Annotated in this window: 17 protein-coding genes; 7 read left to right on the plus strand and 10 right to left on the minus strand. The window is 42.5% G+C overall.

The window, feature by feature from the left end; genetic code table 11:
* The first annotated feature begins 10 nt into the window (after positions 1–10).
* Positions 11–1,384, plus strand: coding sequence for an oxygen-independent coproporphyrinogen III oxidase (hemN, locus tag C9J12_RS18570; RefSeq protein WP_011220009.1), 1,374 nt, complete (start codon positions 11–13; stop codon positions 1,382–1,384).
* Between the two features lie 81 nt (positions 1,385–1,465).
* Here the strand turns inward: hemN and add are convergent, their stop codons facing one another.
* The 5 genes from add to glnA form a co-directional block, all read right to left on the minus strand.
* Positions 1,466–2,467: an adenosine deaminase gene (add, locus tag C9J12_RS18575; RefSeq protein ID WP_107244067.1), complete on the minus strand. Its 1,002-nt coding sequence runs from the start codon at positions 2,465–2,467 to the stop codon at positions 1,466–1,468.
* 262 nt (positions 2,468–2,729) lie between these two features.
* Complete coding sequence (glnG, locus tag C9J12_RS18580) at positions 2,730–4,145, minus strand: nitrogen regulation protein NR(I) (RefSeq protein WP_107244068.1); 1,416 nt, start codon at positions 4,143–4,145, stop codon at positions 2,730–2,732.
* Positions 4,146–4,219: 74 nt separating this feature from the next.
* Positions 4,220–5,269 (minus strand): nitrogen regulation protein NR(II), encoded by a 1,050-nt coding sequence (gene glnL / locus C9J12_RS18585; RefSeq protein WP_407675691.1) that lies wholly within the window; start codon positions 5,267–5,269, stop codon positions 4,220–4,222.
* Between the two features lie 173 nt (positions 5,270–5,442).
* Positions 5,443–6,018, minus strand: a complete 576-nt coding sequence (locus C9J12_RS18590) for a DUF4124 domain-containing protein (RefSeq protein WP_107244070.1) — start codon at positions 6,016–6,018, stop codon at positions 5,443–5,445.
* 116 nt (positions 6,019–6,134) lie between these two features.
* Entirely contained in the window at positions 6,135–7,544 is a 1,410-nt protein-coding gene (gene glnA / locus C9J12_RS18595) for a glutamate--ammonia ligase (protein ID WP_107244071.1), read from the minus strand.
* 574 nt (positions 7,545–8,118) lie between these two features.
* Here glnA and typA point away from each other — a divergent pair.
* A complete protein-coding gene (gene typA, locus C9J12_RS18600) occupies positions 8,119–9,948 on the plus strand; it encodes a translational GTPase TypA (protein WP_107244072.1) in 1,830 nt (609 codons plus the stop codon).
* 178 nt (positions 9,949–10,126) lie between these two features.
* Positions 10,127–10,648, plus strand: a complete 522-nt coding sequence (locus C9J12_RS18605) for an AAA family ATPase (protein WP_107244073.1) — start codon at positions 10,127–10,129, stop codon at positions 10,646–10,648.
* 24 nt (positions 10,649–10,672) lie between these two features.
* On the opposite strand, the gene C9J12_RS18610 is transcribed toward C9J12_RS18605, so the two are convergent.
* On the minus strand, positions 10,673–11,314 hold the full coding sequence (locus C9J12_RS18610; RefSeq protein ID WP_107244074.1) for a DUF2959 domain-containing protein: 642 nt from the start codon (positions 11,312–11,314) through the stop codon (positions 10,673–10,675).
* Between the two features lie 103 nt (positions 11,315–11,417).
* Here C9J12_RS18610 and C9J12_RS18615 point away from each other — a divergent pair, with 103 nt between their 5' ends.
* From C9J12_RS18615 to C9J12_RS18625, 3 genes are all read left to right on the plus strand, one after another.
* On the plus strand, positions 11,418–12,377 hold the full coding sequence (locus C9J12_RS18615; protein WP_107244075.1) for a virulence factor BrkB family protein: 960 nt from the start codon (positions 11,418–11,420) through the stop codon (positions 12,375–12,377).
* Positions 12,378–12,815 (plus strand): D-aminoacyl-tRNA deacylase, encoded by a 438-nt coding sequence (gene dtd / locus C9J12_RS18620; protein WP_107244076.1) that lies wholly within the window; start codon positions 12,378–12,380, stop codon positions 12,813–12,815.
* A gap of 81 nt (positions 12,816–12,896) precedes the next feature.
* Positions 12,897–13,817 (plus strand): bifunctional GNAT family N-acetyltransferase/hotdog fold thioesterase, encoded by a 921-nt coding sequence (locus C9J12_RS18625; RefSeq protein WP_107244077.1) that lies wholly within the window; start codon positions 12,897–12,899, stop codon positions 13,815–13,817.
* Here the strand turns inward: C9J12_RS18625 and C9J12_RS18630 are convergent.
* The 4 genes from C9J12_RS18630 to hslR form a co-directional block, all read right to left on the minus strand.
* Positions 13,772–15,751 carry an AsmA family protein gene (locus tag C9J12_RS18630; protein ID WP_107244078.1) on the minus strand — a complete coding sequence of 660 codons (1,980 nt, stop codon included), beginning with the start codon at positions 15,749–15,751 and terminating at the stop codon, positions 13,772–13,774. The two genes, C9J12_RS18625 and C9J12_RS18630, sit on opposite strands and share 46 nt — an antisense overlap.
* 196 nt (positions 15,752–15,947) lie before the next feature.
* Positions 15,948–17,579, minus strand: coding sequence for a phosphoenolpyruvate carboxykinase (ATP) (gene pckA / locus C9J12_RS18635; protein ID WP_107244079.1), 1,632 nt, complete (start codon positions 17,577–17,579; stop codon positions 15,948–15,950).
* Positions 17,580–17,899: 320 nt separating this feature from the next.
* The gene (hslO, locus tag C9J12_RS18640; RefSeq protein ID WP_107244080.1) at positions 17,900–18,778 is read right to left on the minus strand and encodes an Hsp33 family molecular chaperone HslO; all 879 of its coding nucleotides are present in this window, start codon (positions 18,776–18,778) and stop codon (positions 17,900–17,902) included.
* Between the two features lie 109 nt (positions 18,779–18,887).
* On the minus strand, positions 18,888–19,298 hold the full coding sequence (hslR, locus tag C9J12_RS18645) for a ribosome-associated heat shock protein Hsp15 (protein ID WP_107244081.1): 411 nt from the start codon (positions 19,296–19,298) through the stop codon (positions 18,888–18,890).
* A gap of 259 nt (positions 19,299–19,557) precedes the next feature.
* Between hslR and gspC the strand changes: the two genes are divergently transcribed.
* On the plus strand, positions 19,558–20,454 hold the full coding sequence (gene gspC, locus C9J12_RS18650) for a type II secretion system protein GspC (RefSeq protein WP_107244082.1): 897 nt from the start codon (positions 19,558–19,560) through the stop codon (positions 20,452–20,454).
* The last annotated feature ends 4 nt before the right edge of the window (positions 20,455–20,458 follow it).

Genomic DNA, 20,458 nt, shown 5'->3' on the forward strand with positions numbered 1-20,458 from the left:
GAAGTACGTCATGTCAAATGAGCAGATTATTTGGGATCAAGCACTGATAGAAAAGTATAACTATTCAGGTCCTCGTTATACTTCTTATCCAACCGCTCTTGAATTTCATGAAGCCTTTACTCCTGCAGAATTTGATATGGCTTGTGCGCAATATCCAGATCGCAAGCTTTCGCTTTATATCCATATTCCGTTCTGTCATAAGCTTTGTTATTACTGTGGCTGTAATAAGATTATTACCCGCCATCAACATAAGGCAGATCAATACCTTGATGCTTTAGAGCAAGAGATTCGTCAACGCGCCTCTTTGTTAGGTGATCGCCAAGTAAGCCAATTACATTGGGGCGGCGGAACACCAACGTTCTTAACTAAGAAGCAAGCTAGCCGTTTGATGGCACTGTTACGCGACCAGTTTTCATTTGATACTGATGCTGAAATTAGTATTGAAGTTGACCCGCGTGAAATTGAATTGGATATGCTTGATCACTTGCGTGGCGAAGGTTTCAACCGTTTAAGCATTGGTGTTCAAGATTTTAATAAAGAAGTGCAAAAGCTGGTTAACCGCGAGCAAGATGAAGACTTCATTGTTGCCATGGTACAGCGCGCTAAAGAGTTAGGTTTTCGTTCGACGAATCTTGATTTGATTTATGGTTTGCCAAAACAGAACCGTGAACTATTTGCCGAGACATTACAGCAAGTACTGAAGATGAAGCCTGGGCGTTTATCGGTGTTTAATTACGCGCACATGCCAAGTTTATTTGCTGCTCAACGTAAAATTAAAGATGACCAGCTGCCATCAGCGAATGAGAAGTTAGGTATTCTACAAGATACCATTGCCACGTTAACCGGGGCTGGTTATCAGTTTATTGGTATGGATCACTTTGCTTTACCTGATGATGAGTTAGCTGTTGCTCAGCGTAATGGTGTTCTTCACCGCAATTTCCAAGGTTATGCGACACAAGGCGATTGTGATTTATTAGGTATGGGTGTTTCAGCAATCTCAATGATTGGTGACTGTTATGCGCAAAACCAGAAAGAGCTGAAAACCTACTATTCAGATGTACAAGAAAAGCGCCAAGCATTGTGGAAAGGGGTATCTCTTGATGCCGATGATTTGTTGCGTCGTGAAGTGATTAAAGCGTTAATTTGTAACTTCCAGCTTGATATGAAAGATATTGAGCAGCGATTCAATTTAACTTTTAATGAATACTTTGCTGAAGATCTCGGTTTGCTTAAAACCTTTATCAATGATGAATTGGTTACCATTGATGGCCAATTTATTCATGTTGAGCTTAAAGGGCGTTTACTGATCCGTAATATTTGTATGTGCTTTGATAAGTACTTGCGTGACCGAGCACGTCAGCAGCAATTCTCTCGCGTTATCTAATATAACTTAACGCTAAAAAAAGCCCTCATACTCAAAGTTAATGATCAGCATTAATTTTGAGTATGAGGGCTTTTTTAATGATTAGCGTTGAGTGGCTTTATCTTTTAGCTGTTGTTTTTCAGCATCAGATAAGAAAGCCAGTTCTAGGCCGTTAATCTGCGCCTGACGAATTTGCTCTTGAGTCAGACCCACTTTCGGTGCTGCTACTTCATATTCGTGAGGAAGCTCGATACCTTCGACCGCAGGATCATCGGTATTTAGACATGCCAAAATACCATGTTCTAAAAACTGCTTAACAGGGTGAGAGGCAAATGATTCAACGGTACTTGTTTGAATATTTGATGTTAGGCAAGATTCAATACCAATCTTGTTCGCTGCTAGATAATCCATCAGTTTTGGATCATGTACCGCTTTAACTCCGTGACCGATACGCACTGCACCAAGCTCTTGAATAGCTTGCCACATACTTTCAGGTCCTGCTGCTTCACCTGCATGAACCGTAACGCGTAGACCGGCATCACGTACTTGAGTGAAGTGTTTGATAAAGCGATCGCCAGGCTGACCTAATTCATCACCAGCCAAATCAATTGCGACTAACTTATCTTTTTGCGTAAGCAATCCGTCAAGCTCTTGCTGACAAGCTTCTTGACCAAAAGTTCGGCTAAGGATACCGATTAAGTTAGCTTGAATACCGAAATCTCGACAGCCTGCCGCTACACCATCAACGACGGCTTCCACAACACCAGCGATCGGTAGGTTATGTTTCATTGCCATGTAATACGGCGAAAAACGTAGCTCGGCGTAATCAATCTGTGCATTCAGCGCATCTTCAACGTTTTCGTAGGCAACACGTCGACATGCTTCAAGGTCACCAAGAACAGCTACACCCCAATCGAGCTTAGAGAGGAAAGCCACTAAGCTTGGCTCTGCTTCAACGATCTGCACATGAGGGCGTAACCCTTCTAGATCCGTTGCAGGCAAGGCCATTCCAAATTTTTGACCTAAGTCTAAAATCGTTTGAATGCGGATATTACCGTCCAAATGGCGGTGAAGGTCGGTAAGGGGAAGCTGCTTCGTAATCATAATTATTGGTATCCCGATAAAAACTGGTGCGTAAGTATACGCAAAGAACAAATGACTATCATTATAGTCTGAGTGAATATTCGTTGATGTGAGTAGAAATTGTGTTGATGTTTACTGTATCTGTTGATTTATTATTATTTTCATCAATGATTGCAGGCAATGCGTAAACGCTAATAAAAAACCTATCTGATTGCTCAAATAGGCTTTTTAAACGGGAATGCAGACTGAAGCTAAGCGTGATGGCGTAGATTACGACCTACGATTAATCTGATGATATATTCAGCTCTTTGAGTTTTCGGGTTAAGGTGTTTCTGCCCCAGCCAAGTAGCTTGGCGGCTTCTTGTTTATGGCCATGGGTGTGTTCCAGTGCCGTTTCGAGCAAGATTTTTTCAAATTCTGGTAACGCTTCGCCAAGTAAATTATCGTTGCCTTGTTGAAGTGCTGTTCTTGCCCAGCATTGCAAAGAATGATGCCAGTGTGAATCAGTTGGTTCACCATTGATGAGCGTAGGGGCTTCTAGTAGCTCGGGAGGGAGATCGGAAGGCAGTATTTCATTACCACTTGCCATCACTGTTAACCAACGACAGGTATTTTCTAATTGCCTAACATTACCCGGCCAATTGAGATTCGTGATCACATCAACAGTATCTGGATGCAATGTTTTCACTTCAACGGCGAGTTCATCTGACGCCCGTTGTAAAAAGTGTCGTGTCAATTGTGGTATGTCTTGGCGGCGATCTTTTAATGAAGGGATATGCACCCGAATAACATTTAAACGGTGGAATAAATCTTCTCGGAATCCGCCACTGGCAACCAGTTGTTCAAGGTTCTGGTGCGTTGCCGCGATAATGCGAACATCGACATTAACCGCAGAGTGCCCGCCAACACGATAAAATTGTCCGTCAGCCAATACACGTAATAATCGGGTTTGAATATCTAATGGCATATCGCCGATTTCATCGAGAAACAGTGTGCCACCATTCGCTTGTTCAAAGCGCCCTTGTCGTACGCTATTCGCGCCAGTAAATGCCCCTTTTTCATGGCCAAACAATTCAGATTCAATTAAATCTTTAGGTATTGCGGCCATATTCAAAGCAATAAAAGCTTGCTTGCTACGTGGGCTATGACGGTGCAGGGCGTGGGCGACTAACTCTTTACCTGTACCTGATTCGCCGTTAATTAATACCGAAATCGATGAGCGAGATAAACGACCTATTGCACGGAATACTTCCTGCATTGCCGGGGCTTCACCGATAATTTCAGGTACAACTTTAGTGTCACTTTCTGGCTGCTGTTGGCGTTTTTGCTCTTGGCTATGGGTTACCGCTCGCTCAACAAGGTTGACGGCTTCATCAATATCAAAAGGTTTCGGTAAGTATTCGAATGCTCCTTCTTGATAGGCGTTGACTGCTGCATCAAGGTCAGAGTGTGCCGTCATGATGATAACGGGCAATGCTGGGTAATCTTTTTGCAATGAACGGAGCAGCGTTAATCCATCAGTACCAGGCATCCGGAGATCGGAAACCAAGACATCAGGAATATTACGCTCTAGTGCTTCAATGACACTATCGGCACTGGCAAAGGTTTCACATTGTAATCCGGCCGCATTGAGTGTGCGTTCTAATACCCAACGAATCGAGCTGTCATCATCAACAACCCATATCAATCCTTTGCTCATACTGACGTCCTCTATTATTGTTATTTTCCCTGCCTTCATGACGAGGGATATTGTGTATAAATATCGTCTTTACGTTACTTTATGGGTAAATAAATCGTGAATTTTGTATGTCCTGGCCAACTAATCACTTCTATTTTTCCGTGATGTTGATCGACCAAATTACGTGCAATAGATAATCCTAACCCTGTGCCACCTTCTCGGGCCGTTACCATTGGGTAAAAAAGAGTGTCTTGAATCTCATTAGGGATCCCCGGGCCGTCATCAATAATGTCTATTTTTGCTGCTATTCGATATCTTTTACCTTGAATCAACGCTTGGTGTGCAGTGCGCGTTTTTAAGGTGATATTTCCCCCGCTTATTTGTTGTAATTCAAGGGCTGCATTACTCACAATATTCAAGATGGCTTGTTCTAGTTGCTCGGAATCCATTCTGAAGTCGGGCAAGCTTGGGTCGTAATCGCGATGCAGTTTAATTTTTTCACCGCAATCGAGGCTGACTAGCTGGCGCACTTTTTCAAGGACGATATGAATATTATCGATTTTTTGTAACCCGGGTCGTTGCGGGCCCAAAAGTCGGTCGACCAGGTTTCGTAGGCGATCGGCTTGCTCGATGATCATCTGGGTATATTCAGTGTAACAAGGGTCTGGAAGGGTTTTTTCGAGTAATTGAGCCGCACCGCGTAATCCACCCAGCGGATTTTTAATTTCGTGTGCTAAGCCGCGCACTAATTCTTTGGCGGCTTGCTGCTGAGCATGTTGGCTCAGCTCTTGACTAATACGACGTTGCTGATCGATAGGTTTGAGTTCTAGCAGAATTAATAACTCTTTCTGCCAAGAGATAGGGCTGGCATTTAACTCTAAGGTATAGCGTTTACCATCGATAACAAAGGTGACATCACTGTCTGCTAAGCCCTGACCGCTTTGCAAGGTTGCTTGGATTAAACCAATATCAAGCGAAGAATGTTGCAATAAATTAGGAAGACAGACTCCCAGTAAGCGACGTTTACTGTACGACAGTAATTGTTCTGCTGCTGGGTTGACGTAACGCATGATGAGCTGTTCATCAAGCAAGATCACAGCGGTGACTAAGTTATCGAGAATTATAGGGGTGAAGGCAGTCGTCACGATTATCATCCTTGTTAATATCAACCGACATGTACTGTCTGTATAAAACAGTATAGTGAAGGGATTGATATGACGCACCATATTGGTGCATTCAAGTGTAACCTGCCTGTCTACAATAGTGCATTAAAAAATCATGCATCAATCTCCATTTCAGAATGAAACCATAGAAACCGTTATAACTTAGGCCTCGCAGCTGGTGGTCTGATTTGGGTCGTAGATGCGCGATGTAGATAGACGGTAATACTGTTAGATAATGCAATTACCTTGCCGTCTTTTAATAGCTGGAGCTGCAATTGATGACTGCCACGATCAATATCGAACAAGCTGAATGTTAAGCTGTTTTGTGGTGCAAGGTGACTGTTCCCATTCAGTACGACTTGTACCTTATAGTTTTTGGTTATTTCACGATTACTGCTTGCCGTAATATCGATATGTCCTGCATTACTGCGCAGTGTCTGTTTATGATAAGGGGTGATAAAGCGGATTGTGGCGGGTGGAAGCGCTTCAGGTACTGATGGCAATGTAAGCTCTGTATATTCTTCAGGATCTTCTATCTCATCAATAATGGGGTTTAACGGTGTACTGGGTGGGGTTGCTAATTCATACACTTTCGTATGAGCGGCATTAGGCTGATCAGTAAAGTGGACGGTGCCATTGCTATCTACCCAAGAGTAAATTGTTGTCGCTTGTACTGTGAGAGTAAAGAACAAAAGACTGACGGCAATCGGTATAAAAAGAGGTAAGTGCATTGAGTGTTCTCCATAGCTGATTCATTATCTTTTCAGCTTTGAAGAGCGCAACAAGATCAAAAAGGCCTACTTGTGAAGTAGGCCTAAATCTTATTCTTTAGCAATGAATCAATTACTTATACAGAGTAGTAAAGTTCAAACTCAAGTGGGTGAGTTGTCATGTTAATTTTCTCTACATCTGCAGACTTCAGTTTGATGTAAGAATCAATAAAGTCATCAGAGAATACACCGCCAGCGGTTAGGAACTCACGATCTTCATCTAGGTTCTTAAGAGCGATTTCTAGTGATTCTGCTACTTGTGGAATTTCAGCGGCTTCTTCAGCAGGAAGATCGTACAGATCTTTATCCATTGCTTCGCCTGGGTGGATCTTGTTTTGAATACCGTCAAGACCAGCCATTAGCATTGCTGCGAATGCTAGATATGGGTTAGCTGCTGGATCGCCGAAACGTACTTCGATACGACGTGCTTTCGGGCTTGGTACCACAGGGATACGAATAGAAGCAGAGCGGTTACGTGCAGAGTATGCAAGCATTACTGGTGCTTCGTAACCCGGTACAAGGCGCTTGTACGAGTTCGTTGCTGGGTTAGCAAAAGCATTGATTGCGCGTGCGTGCTTAATGATACCGCCGATGTAGTAGATAGCCATTTCTGAAAGGCCGCCGTACTTATCACCAGCAAATAAGTTCTGTCCGTCTTTATTCAAAGACATATGAACGTGCATACCTGAACCGTTATCACCTACAAGTGGCTTCGGCATGAAGGTTGCTGTTTTACCAAATGCATGTGCAACGTTGTGTACAACGTACTTATAGATTTGGATTTCATCGGCTTTCGTTGTTAGCGTGTTGAAGCGAGTCGCGATTTCATTCTGACCCGCTGTCGCTACTTCGTGGTGGTGTGCTTCAACAACAAGGCCCATTTCTTCCATGATTAGACACATAGCAGAACGGATGTCTTGAGATGAATCAACAGGTGCTACTGGGAAGTAACCGCCTTTAACGCCAGGACGGTGCCCTTTGTTACCGCCTTCGAAATCAGAACCGGTGTTCCAAGCTGCTTCTACATCATCAATTTTGAAGAAAGAGCCTGACATGTCAGTGTTGAACTTAACATCGTCAAATAGGAAGAATTCAGGTTCAGGACCAACAAGTACTGTGTCTGCTAGACCAGTCGCACGCATAAATTCTTCAGCGCGTTTTGCGATTGAACGTGGGTCGCGATCGTAGCCTTGCATAGTTGCAGGCTCAAGAATGTCACAACGAATATTAAGTGTTGAGTCTTCCGTGAATGGGTCAAGTACCGCGCTTGAAGCGTCAGGCATCATCACCATGTCTGATTCATTGATACCTTTCCAACCAGCAACGGATGAACCGTCAAACATTTTACCATCTTCAAAAAAATCGCTATCGATTTGATGAGAAGGAATAGTGATGTGCTGCTCTTTACCTTTGGTATCGGTAAAACGTAGGTCAATAAACTTAACTTCATTTTCCTGGATCAGCGCTAGTACATTTTCTACTGACATCTTGAGTAACCTCCGGTGTTAAGATTGGGCAACTGGCCGCAAAAACTTATCAATGCTCGTTGTTGAGCTATCTAAAATAAATAAAGCGAAAACCGTGCCAACTTTTAAAAGCCCTAAAACCGCACTGTTATGGCGTTTTGGGTGCTATGCGAATCCTTTTCTGCACCATAGTGGTGATGTGACGCCCTATTATGGTGCGTTCGTGTTGAGTGATACCACGATATGACAACTACTATTAGCTTATGTGTTTATATTGTCAATCTCACTATTGCATAATTACGCTGTTTTTCATCTTTGACTTTTTTGAGCAAATCGTAGTCGAAAGTTATGCTAAATATACATAAAAAGATAAAGTATCATTAAAAATGAAGTACTTTTTTTCCATTTTTTAAGCGAAAAAAATGCATTAAAAGTGAGGTTTAATAAGGCTTCATGAACTATTTTCAAAAAACCGGTGATATAAATCACATATTACGTGGGTTTTAGCGTAAAATCTGTTAGATTATGAGCCGTTTTTTTAACCAAGTAGCTACCCTCCGTTGGTCGCTGCATGTTCTGAGTGAATGTGAAATCCATGTCTAATCAACTGATCGATAAATTAAGAAATATTGCAATTATTGCTCACGTTGACCACGGTAAAACTACCCTGGTTGATAAACTACTACAGCAATCTGGCACGTTAGAAAACCGCGGCGAAGCCGAAGAACGAGTTATGGATTCTAACGATATCGAGAAAGAGCGTGGCATTACCATTCTTGCTAAGAACACAGCAATTAACTGGAATGACTACCGCATCAACATCGTTGATACCCCAGGACACGCCGATTTCGGTGGTGAAGTTGAGCGTATCATGTCGATGGTTGACTCAGTATTGCTTATCGTTGATGCAGTTGATGGCCCTATGCCACAAACGCGTTTTGTAACGCAAAAAGCATTCGCATACGGTCTTAAGCCAATCGTTGTAATCAACAAGATTGACCGTCCTGGCGCACGTCCTGAGTGGGTTATGGATCAAATCTTTGATTTGTTTGACAACCTAGGCGCGACTGATGAGCAACTAGATTTCACAACTGTTTATGCTTCTGCACTAAACGGTTGGGCAACAATGGAAGATGGCGTTGTTGGCGACGATATGGAACCATTGTTCCAAGCGGTTGTTGATAACGTTGCAGCACCATTTGTTGACGTTGACGCTCCACTTCAGATGCAAGTGTCTCAACTTGATTACAGCTCTTACGTAGGTGTTATCGGTGTTGCTCGTATCGCTCGTGGTTCTGTTAAACCAAACCAGCAAGTGACTATCATTAATGCTGAAGGCAAGAAGCGTAACGGTAAAATCGGTACAGTTCTTGGTTACCTTGGTCTTGAGCGTAACGAAGTCGAAGTAGCTACAGCGGGCGATATCGTCGCTATCACTGGTCTTGGTGAGCTGAAAATTTCAGACACTATCTGTGACGTAAACGAAGTTGAAGCACTTCCTGCTCTTTCTGTTGATGAACCAACAGTAACCATGACTTTCCAGGTGAACACATCTCCGTTTGCTGGTAAAGAAGGTAAGTTCGTTACTTCACGTAACATTCTTGAGCGTCTGCAGAAAGAACTTGTTCATAACGTAGCATTGCGCGTTGAAGAAACTGACAGCCCAGATCGCTTCCGTGTTTCAGGTCGTGGTGAACTTCACCTATCTATCCTGATCGAAAACATGCGTCGTGAAGGTTTCGAGCTAGCAGTATCTCGTCCAGAAGTAATCATCAAAACTGTTGATGGTGTGCTAATGGAACCGTTTGAAATGGTAACTATCGATGTGGTTGAAGAGAACCAAGGTAGTGTCATGGAAAGCATTGGTATCCGTAAAGGTGAGCTGAAAGATATGGCACCAGATGGTAAGGGCCGTGTTCGCATGGACTTTATGATGCCTTCTCGTGGTCTTATCGGTTTCCAAACAGAGTTCTTAACAATGACCTCTGGTTCTGGCCTTATCTACCACTCTTACGATCACTACGGTCCACACAAAGGTGGCGTTATCGGTCAACGTTCAAACGGCGTATTGATCTCTAACGGTACTGGTAAAGCAGTAACATACTCACTGTTTAACCTTCAAGAACGTGGTCGTCTGTTCTCTGAGCACGGTGATGAAGTTTATGAAGGTCAGATTATCGGTATTCACAACCGTGCTAACGATCTGACTATCAACTGTCTTCGTGGTAAGCAGCTGACTAACGTTCGTGCATCTGGTACTGATGAAGCACAAACGCTATCTCCTGCTATCAAGCACACGCTTGAGCAAGCTCTAGAATTCATTGATGATGATGAACTAGTAGAAGTTACACCAGTAAGCGTTCGTATCCGTAAGAAACTTCTTACTGAAAACGATCGTAAGCGTGCAGGCCGTGCACCGAAGTAATTCGGCTGTAATAGCTAGCTAAAAAAATCCCGCCATTGGTTATGCCATGGCGGGATTTTTTGTATCTGTAATCAAGATAATCCCACCGAGAAATGAGTATAAAGATTCACTGCTGATTTCCCCATGCTAATGTCCTTTCCAGTATACTGCCTACCTCATCGATTCAGAGTACGACAACATGCAGCCAATCATTATTACTGGTGGACCAGGTGCTGGTAAAACAACGCTATTGAAGGCATTAAGCCATAAAGGGTATTTAACATTTCCTGAAGTGTCTCGTACCTTAATTCAGCAACAAGCAAATTTAGATAATGGGGTATTACCGTGGACCAATCTTCCCGCTTTTGCTGAGCTTTGTTTAGTGATGATGAATGAGCAGCGTCAATTAGCTCAGAAAGGGGCAATGCCAGCTTTTGTTGATCGTGCAATTCCAGATATTTGTGCCTACCTAACCGTGGGCGGAGAAACGGTAAGCCAGCATTACCTTGATGCTGCTGTCGGCTATGCTTCTCGGGTGTATTTTTGTGCGCCTCATGAAGCGATCTATCAACAAGATGATGAACGCCCTCACAGTTTTATTGAAGCTCAAGCGATTCATGAGCAACTGATAATGACCTATAAGGCGCTTAATTATGAAGTGATGCAAGTGCCATGGGGAAGTGTAGAAGAGCGAGCCTGTTGGGTTCTGGCTCGCTTATAATGGTAGGCTGAGCTTTAAAAGTACTTAGGCCTTTTTCAAATGAGAGATAAAGCGTTCAGATTCATCAATGGCGATTTGCATATCATTGATAGCTCGTTGAATATCTTTTTGTAGGGATGTAAATTCACCTTGTAGCGAACCGATGGCTGCCGCATTCAAATTGTGCTTTAGGTACAGCGTATTATCTCGTAATGTATTGAGTACTGGTGTCATTTTGCTTTCGGCTTTATGCATGGCGGTTAACATTTTTTTGTAGGATGTTTGGGTAGCACGCAGTTTCTTTTCACTATCGCGCTTCAATGTTGTGCTGGTATAAAGTGAAAGCTCGTTTTCCCACTCATCAAATAAAGCATCGGCAACGTCTTCGGTAGCAGCAATGCGTTCACTGACTTTTTCGGCCGCATCAGAACTGGCTTCATATTGATCGTTAATATCGTTGTAGGCTGTTTCTAAATCACCGCCATCAAATTGATTTAGGGCTTTTAGTGCATCTAGTGCGCTAGTGAATTGCTCTTGAGCATCTTGTTGTGCTTTATTTGTATCTTCGACGCGGTCGACCATAATATCGCGTTTATGTACGCCGACTTTTTCCATCGCTGAATAATAAGCGCTTTGACACCCTGATAGTAGCGTGACACTTAACAGAATGGTGAGTAGATAGGGCATCGTAAATTCCTTATTGATGTATGGTATCTGAATCGTACGCTTTCCTTTCGTAGCGATAAATTCGTATTAGAATTAAAATAGTATAAAAATTAATTAGATGAATATGGCTGAGAATAAGATAACTGGCAAGGTACATTTTCTTCAATGTCTAAAACAGACTTTTGCATATTTAACCTACCTTCATCGGCGAGTTAAACATGATCGTTTAACTATTGCAGCTGGTTCGATGGCGTATGTGACGTTACTGTCATTGGTCCCCATGATTACTGTTGTTCTTTCTGCGTTATCTGCTTTTCCTGTGTTCGCGGGGTTGGGGGAGTTACTACAAAATTTTGTGATTGAAAATTTTGTACCAGCCGCTGGTGAAGTCGTAAAAACGTACTTGAATGAGTTTGTCGCGAATGCCGGAAAGATGACTGCTGTTGGGGTTGGGGCATTATTTGTGGTGGCGATGATGTTAATGTCTTCCATCGATCAGGCATTAAATTACATTTGGCGAGTGCATGAAAAACGCCGGCCTGTGATTTCATTCTCTATTTATTGGATGGTGTTGACGTTAGGCCCTATTCTTGTGGGTTCAAGTATTGCAGTGAGCTCTTATTTGGGTTCATTAAACTTGCTTAATAGCGAAGCGGTGAATGGTCTTTTTCAGCAAACATTACGCGCTTTGCCTGTCATCATGTCGAGCTGTGCTTTCTTAGGTTTATATCTGCTGGTACCCAATTTAAAGGTGAAGTTCAGCCATGCATTATTCGGTGCTTTAGTGGCAAGCACATTATTTGAGTTGAGTAAAAAAGGGTTTGCACTTTATATTTCAAACTTCCCGTCTTATCAGGTGATATATGGCGCATTAGCTGTGATCCCTATTTTATTTGTTTGGGTGTACTTGTGCTGGTGTATCGTGTTACTTGGTGCAGAAATTACAGCAAGTCTTGGTGAGCGAAAGCAGTGGCAACTGTCTTCTTGTGAGCCGATGGCATCTAAAGACTGCGATGTAAAAAGAATGGCAAAAAATGAGCAAGAAAAAAGCTCAGAAGCTGAAAATAATGAAGGAACAAAGTAAATGATTGCGTTAATTCAACGAGTAAGTGAAGCCAGTGTAACGGTTGATGGCCAAGTAACAGGAACTATTGGTAAAGGCTTACTGGTTCTGCTTGGGGTAGAGAAAGAAGACGATGAATCAAAAACGAAACGTCTGCGTGATAAAGTTTTAGGCTATCGTATATTTGAAGACGATGCGGGGAAAATGAATTTAAATGTTCAGCAAGCGGGGGGCAGTGTCTTAGTTGTTTCACAGTTTACGTTAGCGGCAGACACGAAAAGTGGTATGCGCCCAAGTTTTTCTGTTGGAGCAGCACCTGCTGATGCGGAACGCTTGTATGATTATTTTGTCGAATGTTGTAAGGATAAAGATATCCAGACTGAAACGGGTGTTTTTGCAGCAGATATGAAAGTGGCTTTATTGAACGATGGACCTGTGACGTTTTGGCTTCAGGTGTAGTGGTAAACCACTGGTTATATAGATAACTAGAATCGCAATGGATAGACGATTAATTAGCGGAAACGCCAGAGAGAGGGATGCATGTTTCGACTGATCACACCAAAAACGGCCGACGAATTAGCACGTTATTATGATTTTCGCTGGCGAATGTTGCGTGAAGCATGGCGTATGCCTGTGGGATCGGAGCGGGATGCCTACGATGAACTAAGTGCGCACCGTATGATCGTGACAGATAACGGCGAAACTATTGCCATTGGTCGGCTGTATATGACACCAGACAATGATGGTCAGATTCGTTTTATGGCTGTGCACCCTAATTATCGTCACAAAGGAATGGGAGCCATCGTGCTCATGGCGCTGGAATCGCTGGCGCGCCAAGATGGTGCAAAGCGGTTAGTGTGTAATGCCCGAGAAGATGCGATTCCTTTTTATCTGAAAAATGCCTTTACTAGCCAAGGCGAGTTGAGTGATGAGCGTGGTCCGGTACGTCACCAGCAAATGCTAAAACACCTCGATCCATTAACCGATGTTGTCCGTCATCCTGAATGGTGCCAAGAACTGCAAGAATTATGGCAATACCAGATTCCAATCAGTGACAAGATGGGGGTCAAGATAAGTCAATACACGGGGTATCGTTTTGAAGTGAGCGCATTAATTAATGCGAATCTGAATCCGAGTGAGTTTATGTTTGCAGGTAGTATTTTTACTATGGCAACGTTAGCGGGCTGGGGATTTATTTGGATGCTGATAAAAGAACGTAAACTAGAAGCTGATATTGTATTAGTTGATAGTCATATCCGTTACGTGTCTCCGGTGAAAGAGCGGCCACGTGCCGTTGTATCAATTGAAACACTCAGTGGTGACTTTGATCGCCTTGCCAAAGGGCGCAAGGGTCGAGTGATTGTTGAAGTGAATGTTTACAGTGGCGAGACGTTAGCTTCTACGTTTACTGGTACTTATATGTTATTTCCTTTACAAGTTGATGCTGATAGCAGCTGCTGAACAGTACCCCAAGATCGTGTGAGCTGCTGGCAACCTTGTTTTGCTTGCAGCTCTATTGTTTGTTTAGTTGTATCTGCTAAATCCCATCTCCCTTTTAAATTTGCTTTTAGCCCTTTGCTTCTTAACTCTATCTTGTTGATTGCCATACGCCCTCTATCTGCGGAAATAGATAAAGGTGATAAAGACAGTGAAAGCGAATCAACGTTTTGGCTCTGATTGCTCGTCGGTTGAGGCTGTTGTGAAGTACCCCAGTATTGAAGCAACTGTTGCGGGGTTAGTTTACTGAGCTGTAGCTGCCTAAATGTCGCGATTAAATCACCGGTAAAGCTATAAGCAAGGCTTGTTTGGTGCTGGGCTAAGCCTGTTCCATTAAAGCTGACATCCATAGCACCAGTAACGGGAAAAGGTATTGCTAACCATTGGGATAGAGTTGTCGCTGGTATGTTGTCACCTTGTAGTGATAGCTTCCAAGGCTGACCTGAACGATTTAAATCTACATTACCAGACGCTTCTAATAATCCATCTTTAAAAGGCAGGATTAACTGCTTTAATTGCCAATTACCTGCCTGACTATTCATTGTGGTATACGGACCTATCATACTGACTTTATTGACGCTTGCCGCTCCTGAATTTGCGGTTAATGTGCCTTGCCATAATCCAACTTGTCCATGCCTTTTCAGGATGAGGTTTTCCCCGTTAATGTTTAAGCCTGCGATTTGAAAAGGGTTTGCTGGGTTGGTGTCCGTCAGCTGGGCGTAGCCAATATCTAATTGAGTAATGCTGATATCAGAATACAGTGAATTCAGTGTGCGTAAATGTGTTGGCCAATTGTTGGGTAATACCCATTTAATTCCATTTACCGTTACTTGATTAAGCGCCAATACATCAGGGGTTAATGTGCCATCAAGTTGAACATACCCTTCGAGAACTTTTGTTGATAGCCCATTTACTGTTATTTGTTGCGGTGAAAAGGTGCTGTTGACAAGTGGATCTTCAAAGACAGTATTTAACCATTGAATACTGCTGGCATTTAGAGAAACCAACGCTTCATGTTGCTGCCAATGAGTGGCAGGCCACTGCCAATTTTGTACCGAAAGATTAATGTTATTAAGCGTGTAATTAGGCATCTCTATATTACTTTCAAGTACATCAAGGCGTTTAATCTCGATGGTGAGAGCGGAGGTTTTCACTTGATCAATATAAGAGCGAAATAGGGTGAGTTGGTTCTGGTCTTGTAATTGTAAGCCAGTGACCGTTAATTGGTGCAATGTGAGTAAATCAGGTTGTGTTGCCGATTGCTTATATTCAGCTTGACCACTAAAGGTAGCGTGCTGCCATTCAAAGGATAACCCGTAGATCTTCCAGTTTTGATCTTGATAATCACCATCAATTAAAACGTCTTTTAATGTTGTACCTTGCCATTGAATATTGGGTGCAGACAGTTGAAAGTCACCTCTGAATATTCCCCATGATTGCGAACGGCTCTGCCAATTATCGATCTGTAGACGGGCTTGTTCGATGCTGATTTCAGGGGTATGCAGTGTCAGGTTATTTAGGGCTAAACGTTGAACATGTAAAGCGGGTAGCGTGGCTAAATCGAGGGGCTGATTTAGCGTGATGGTATCAATTAAAATACTATCAAAAGACCAGCCAGTATTCAGTAATTTGGTGGGGGTTAGCCACAATTGAATGTTATTGGCAGATAGCAAGGGCTGCCGTTGATACATTATCTGTGGTTGTTCGAGCTGTATATGCCATGGGTCACTAATGTGGTAGCTGATGTTTGCTGCTTTCAGTTGATAATCTGTCGTAGCATCAATGGTGTTGATGACGAGTTTAGAGGCGTATTGGGTATGCAGTAATGTCAGGATGATCGTGATGCTAAGCAGCATCAAAATGATAAGGGTACCGAATAATTTTCCCACTACACGCATATAGCCTCCAAAGGTCTACCTTCAGATTGGCGTAAAAAGCGTAGAGCTGCAAGTGGATGTTTTTGATTTTATTGATCAGTTAGTCAATTTTGCGTTGCGGCTAAATGTTGGTCGATATTGCCGCCAGTTCGCAATAAACAAAAAAAGCCCTTCTTTTCGGGAAGGGCTTTTAGTCAATTAGTTATAAAAGTGATGATTAATCGAGCTGTGGACCAGCAGCAACCAGTTCAGCACCTTCTGTTGTATCTGTGTACTTTTCAAAGTTATTGATGAAGCGATTCGCTAGATCTTGTGCTTTGCTTTCCCACTGTAGCGGGTCAGTATACGTATCACGTGGGTCTAGAATTTCAGGGTTAACACCTGGTAGCGATGTCGGTACTTCAAGATTAAAGATTGGCATCTCTTTTGTTTCTGCATTATCAATAGAGCCATCTAGGATTGCATCGATGATACCGCGAGTATCTTGAATTGAAATTCGTTTGCCTGTGCCATTCCAACCTGTGTTAACAAGGTAAGCTTCTGCTCCAGCCGCTTCCATACGTTTAACCAGTACTTCTGCATACTGTGTAGGGTGAAGTGTTAGGAATGCATTACCAAAACATGCTGAGAACGTTGGTGTTGGTTCTGTAATACCGCGTTCAGTACCTGCTAGTTTTGCTGTGAAACCAGATAGGAAGTGGTATTTAGTTTGTTCTGGCGTTAATTTTGATACCGGAGGAAGTACACCAAATGCATCAGCAGACAAGAAGATAACCTTGTTTGCATGGCCACCTTTAGACACTGGTTTAACAATGTTTTCAATGTGGTAGATTGGGTAAGACACTCGGGTATTTTCTGTTTTCGAGTTGTCGTCGAAATCAATAGCGCCGTCAGCACGAACTGTTACGTTTTCTAGCAGTGCATCACGACGGATGGCATTGTAGATGTCAGGTTCTGCTTCTTTTGAAAGGTTAATGGTTTTTGCGTAGCAACCGCCTTCAAAGTTGAATACACCGTTGTCATCCCAACCGTGCTCATCATCACCGATAAGCGCACGTTTAGGGTCAGTTGATAACGTTGTTTTACCTGTACCAGAAAGACCAAAGAATACTGCTACGTCACCGTTTTCGCCCATATTCGCTGAACAGTGCATAGACGCTATGTCTTTAAGCGGAAGGAAGTAGTTCATCATTGCGAACATACCTTTCTTCATCTCACCGCCGTACCAAGTACCACCGATAAGCTGCATTTTTTCTGTTAGGTTGAAGACTGTGAAGTTTTCAGAGTTCAGACCTTGCTCTTCCCACTTCTCATTGGTGCACTTCGCGCCGTTCATTACCACGAAATCAGGTTTAAAGCTTGCGAGCTCTTCTTCTGTTGGGCGAATAAACATATTTTTCACGAAGTGTGCTTGCCATGCAACTTCCGTAATAACACGGATACATAGGCGGGTATCAGGGTTTGCGCCACAGTAACCATCGACAACAAACAGACGCTTGCCAGATAGTTGCTTAGTGACTAATACTTTTAACTCATTCCAGACTTTTTGATCAATCGCTTTATTGTCGTTCTTGCCTTGGTCTGCCCACCATAGGGTATCGCGGGTAGTGTCATCTTTAACGATGAACTTATCTTTAGGCGAACGACCTGTAAAAATACCCGTATCAACAGATACAGCACCAAGCTCAGTAACGATACCTTTTTCGTATCCTTCTAGGCCTGGCTTAGTCTCTTCTTCGAATAGAACTTCGAAAGATGGGTTACGTATAACATCCGTAACATTGTTGATACCGTATTCAGACAGATCCACGTTTTTTGCAACCTTTTTTTCGACATTCGTAACAGTCATAGGTGCTCCTGGGTAAGATGTAGTTTATCTGTTGACCATGCTAACAACCCTAAAGGGGTAATTCAGGGAGATCCATCAAAAAACAACCACTAAGATGTTAATAATAAGTAAAAATTACAGGTCTCAATGGCGGTTAAGTTTACAATGATGTGAAGCGTTTGCGCTAGAGGCTGAAATTAATATTTTTGTTAAAAAAAGCAGGGAAAAAAACGTGTAAGAAGATGTAATAGAGGAGTGAAAGTGTGCTTCAGTTAAAAAAATAGCCGAATTACATTCGGCTATTCTTCTGATTTATCGATGTTTTTGCGTGATGATAATTATCAGTGTACCTGATCGCTATCATTCTTCGCGGCATTCTCGTGAAGTGCTGCTACATCAATGCTATCAAAGTCATAACTGGTACCACAGTAGTCACAATGCAGTGAAACTTTACCTTCATCAGCGATGATTTTTTCTACTTCAATACGTTCAATTGAGCAGATTGCTGATGCGCTGCGTTCGCGTGAACAACCACAGTGAAATTCGACAGATTGAGGGTCAAATAATTTCACTTCTTCTTGGTGATAAAGGCGGTAAAGTACATCTTGCGCATCTAAACCAAACAGCTCTTCGTCTTTCACTGTTTCAGTTAATTGCTCAAGGTGTTCAAAATCACCTTCTTGGCCTTGGCCATCAGGCAGAATTTGCAGCAACATACCTGCCGCTTTTGCATTACCTTCAAATTCACCAGTACGTAAAATGATACGGGTTTTTAGTTGCTCTGAATTTGCGAAGTAACCTTCAAGTGATTCAGCAAGAGTATCCCCTTCTAATCCAACCACACCTTGGTAACGTTCGCCTTTTGTTGGCGTAATAGTAATAACCAAGTGGCCTTTACCAATGACATCGTGAATTGTTCCGTCAGTAGGCACTTCGCCTTCCCAACGTGCAACACCGCGCATTTTCTGCTCATGATCACCATTGATAACAGCAAGACGAACAGGGCCATCACCTTGAAGTTGAACAGTAATAGAACCTTCAAATTTTAATGTGGCTGTTAGCAGACTAGTCGCCACCAGTAATTCGCCTAATAATTTTTGTACCGGCGCAGGATATTCCTTACTAGCAATGATTTGCTGATAAGTGTTGCCCAGTTGTACGAGCTCACCACGTACAGATACACCTTCAAATAGGTAACGGTACAGATTATCGTTTGTCATTAGCGTGTATTCTCCAGCCGGTAAAATAGTTAGAACAATGTATTTAGGATTTTATTTTTACTATTACAGCCATGTCATGAAACTTTTACTGTAATAGAGACCTAATAGATTACTCATTGATGTTCTTGAATTTAATGATATCGCGTCGTTGCTTTTTATCTGGACGTTTTTCAGGGCTAGGGCTACCAAAAGCATTTAGCTTGCGCATTTCAGCATTCTGATTCCGCAGCTTTAAACTTTCGGTGGTTTCTTCGTATAAGGTTTGTGCTTCTGGGGCACCACGACGAACGGCTGATAATTTCTCAATCGTAATGGTTTTTTCTTCGTTGCCCTGCCTTATACGAACCTCTGCACCCACTTCAACGATTTTGCTGGGTTTAGAGCGTTGACCGTTGTAATGCACTTTTCCGCCATCGATCATGTTACGAGCGATTGAGCGTGTTTTGTAAAACCGTGCAGCCCATAACCATTTATCAAGACGCACTTGAAGAGGGTCTGAGTTTGATGATTTATGACTCACAACGAGCTCCTTGCCCCAAAAAGGGCGCTAAAAATAGCATATTAAGTTTAGTAAATGGAGATATTGACGGGATATTTCAATGTTAAATAGACAATTAATTCTCTGCTACAGTTAGTCTATTGATCGTTATTACTTTTTTTTCGTGATCTCGGTGGATATATTTCATGATTTTATTAATGCAGCTCTGCCTTAATGCGAGCTGAACAGGTATCCTATCAGGTCAGGCTTATGTACAGCTTTTAGTAAAATGGACTTAAGAATGGTTGCAACAAAGTGGTTAGAAACGCTTTATACAAAGCGCCCATTGTCAGCGAAAACATTAACACAAATAACGACATGGTTATTAATCGTGATGCTGGCATGGATATTAGGACGATTGATATGGTCATTCATTCAACCTGTAGACAATCTAGCACCTTGGCAAATGAAAGTGGCTTCAGTGTCAGGGGGTAACACATCATCATTTCAAGTCTCCGATGTGCTAGCAATGAACTTATTTGGTCAATATCAACAAAACGCCCCTGTCATTAAGCAACAACCCGTTAAACAAGATGCGCCACAAACCAGTTTGAATTTAACGTTAGTGGGCGTGGTGGCGAGTAATCGCGCTGAAACGACGTTAGCGGTAATCACTAACCGTGGTAAGCAAAATACCTATGGTTTAAATGAAGCGATTGATGGCACTCGTGCAACATTACAGGCAGTGTATGTTGATCGCGTTATTATTCGAAATAGCGGTCGTGATGAAACATTGATGCTGGATGGCGTTAAGTTTGGTCAATCACAATCTCAGCAGCCAGCTCGAAGCAAATCGAAACCCGTTGAATCGGTAAAGGCTGCGCCTTCATCAGAATTAGATCAAATTAAAAAGGATATTCTTGAGAAGCCCCAAAACCTCTTTACTTATATTCGCCTGTCTCAGGTGAAAAGGGATAATGAGCTTGTGGGGTATCGTGTTAATCCCGGTAAAGATAGGGTGTTATTTGATGCTGTTGGTCTAAAGGCTAATGATTTAGCGGTTAGTTTAAATGGTAATGACTTAACAGACCCTACGGTAATGGCAAAATTATGGACCGAGTTATCTGAAGCGACCGACTTTACATTAACGGTAGAGCGAGAAGGTCAATTACACGATATTTATATTGAATTGCAATAGTGTT

The organism is Photobacterium frigidiphilum (genome assembly GCF_003025615.1).
In the GTDB taxonomy this organism is placed as follows: Bacteria; Pseudomonadota; Gammaproteobacteria; order Enterobacterales; family Vibrionaceae; genus Photobacterium; species Photobacterium frigidiphilum.

What these genes read in the sequence shown, in the direction of transcription:
- hemN (WP_011220009.1), top strand. Translation starts at nt 11, where the DNA reads ATGTCAAATGAGCAGATTATTTGGGATCAAGCACTGATAGAAAAGTAT.
- add (WP_107244067.1), bottom strand. Translation starts at nt 2,467, where the DNA reads ATGATTACGAAGCAGCTTCCCCTTACCGACCTTCACCGCCATTTGGAC.
- glnG (WP_107244068.1), bottom strand. Translation starts at nt 4,145, where the DNA reads ATGAGCAAAGGATTGATATGGGTTGTTGATGATGACAGCTCGATTCGT.
- C9J12_RS18590 (WP_107244070.1), bottom strand. Translation starts at nt 6,018, where the DNA reads ATGCACTTACCTCTTTTTATACCGATTGCCGTCAGTCTTTTGTTCTTT.
- glnA (WP_107244071.1), bottom strand. Translation starts at nt 7,544, where the DNA reads ATGTCAGTAGAAAATGTACTAGCGCTGATCCAGGAAAATGAAGTTAAG.
- typA (WP_107244072.1), top strand. Translation starts at nt 8,119, where the DNA reads ATGTCTAATCAACTGATCGATAAATTAAGAAATATTGCAATTATTGCT.
- C9J12_RS18605 (WP_107244073.1), top strand. Translation starts at nt 10,127, where the DNA reads ATGCAGCCAATCATTATTACTGGTGGACCAGGTGCTGGTAAAACAACG.
- C9J12_RS18610 (WP_107244074.1), bottom strand. Translation starts at nt 11,314, where the DNA reads ATGCCCTATCTACTCACCATTCTGTTAAGTGTCACGCTACTATCAGGG.
- C9J12_RS18615 (WP_107244075.1), top strand. Translation starts at nt 11,418, where the DNA reads ATGGCTGAGAATAAGATAACTGGCAAGGTACATTTTCTTCAATGTCTA.
- dtd (WP_107244076.1), top strand. Translation starts at nt 12,378, where the DNA reads ATGATTGCGTTAATTCAACGAGTAAGTGAAGCCAGTGTAACGGTTGAT.
- C9J12_RS18625 (WP_107244077.1), top strand. Translation starts at nt 12,897, where the DNA reads ATGTTTCGACTGATCACACCAAAAACGGCCGACGAATTAGCACGTTAT.
- C9J12_RS18630 (WP_107244078.1), bottom strand. Translation starts at nt 15,751, where the DNA reads ATGCGTGTAGTGGGAAAATTATTCGGTACCCTTATCATTTTGATGCTG.
- pckA (WP_107244079.1), bottom strand. Translation starts at nt 17,579, where the DNA reads ATGACTGTTACGAATGTCGAAAAAAAGGTTGCAAAAAACGTGGATCTG.
- hslO (WP_107244080.1), bottom strand. Translation starts at nt 18,778, where the DNA reads ATGACAAACGATAATCTGTACCGTTACCTATTTGAAGGTGTATCTGTA.
- gspC (WP_107244082.1), top strand. Translation starts at nt 19,558, where the DNA reads ATGGTTGCAACAAAGTGGTTAGAAACGCTTTATACAAAGCGCCCATTG.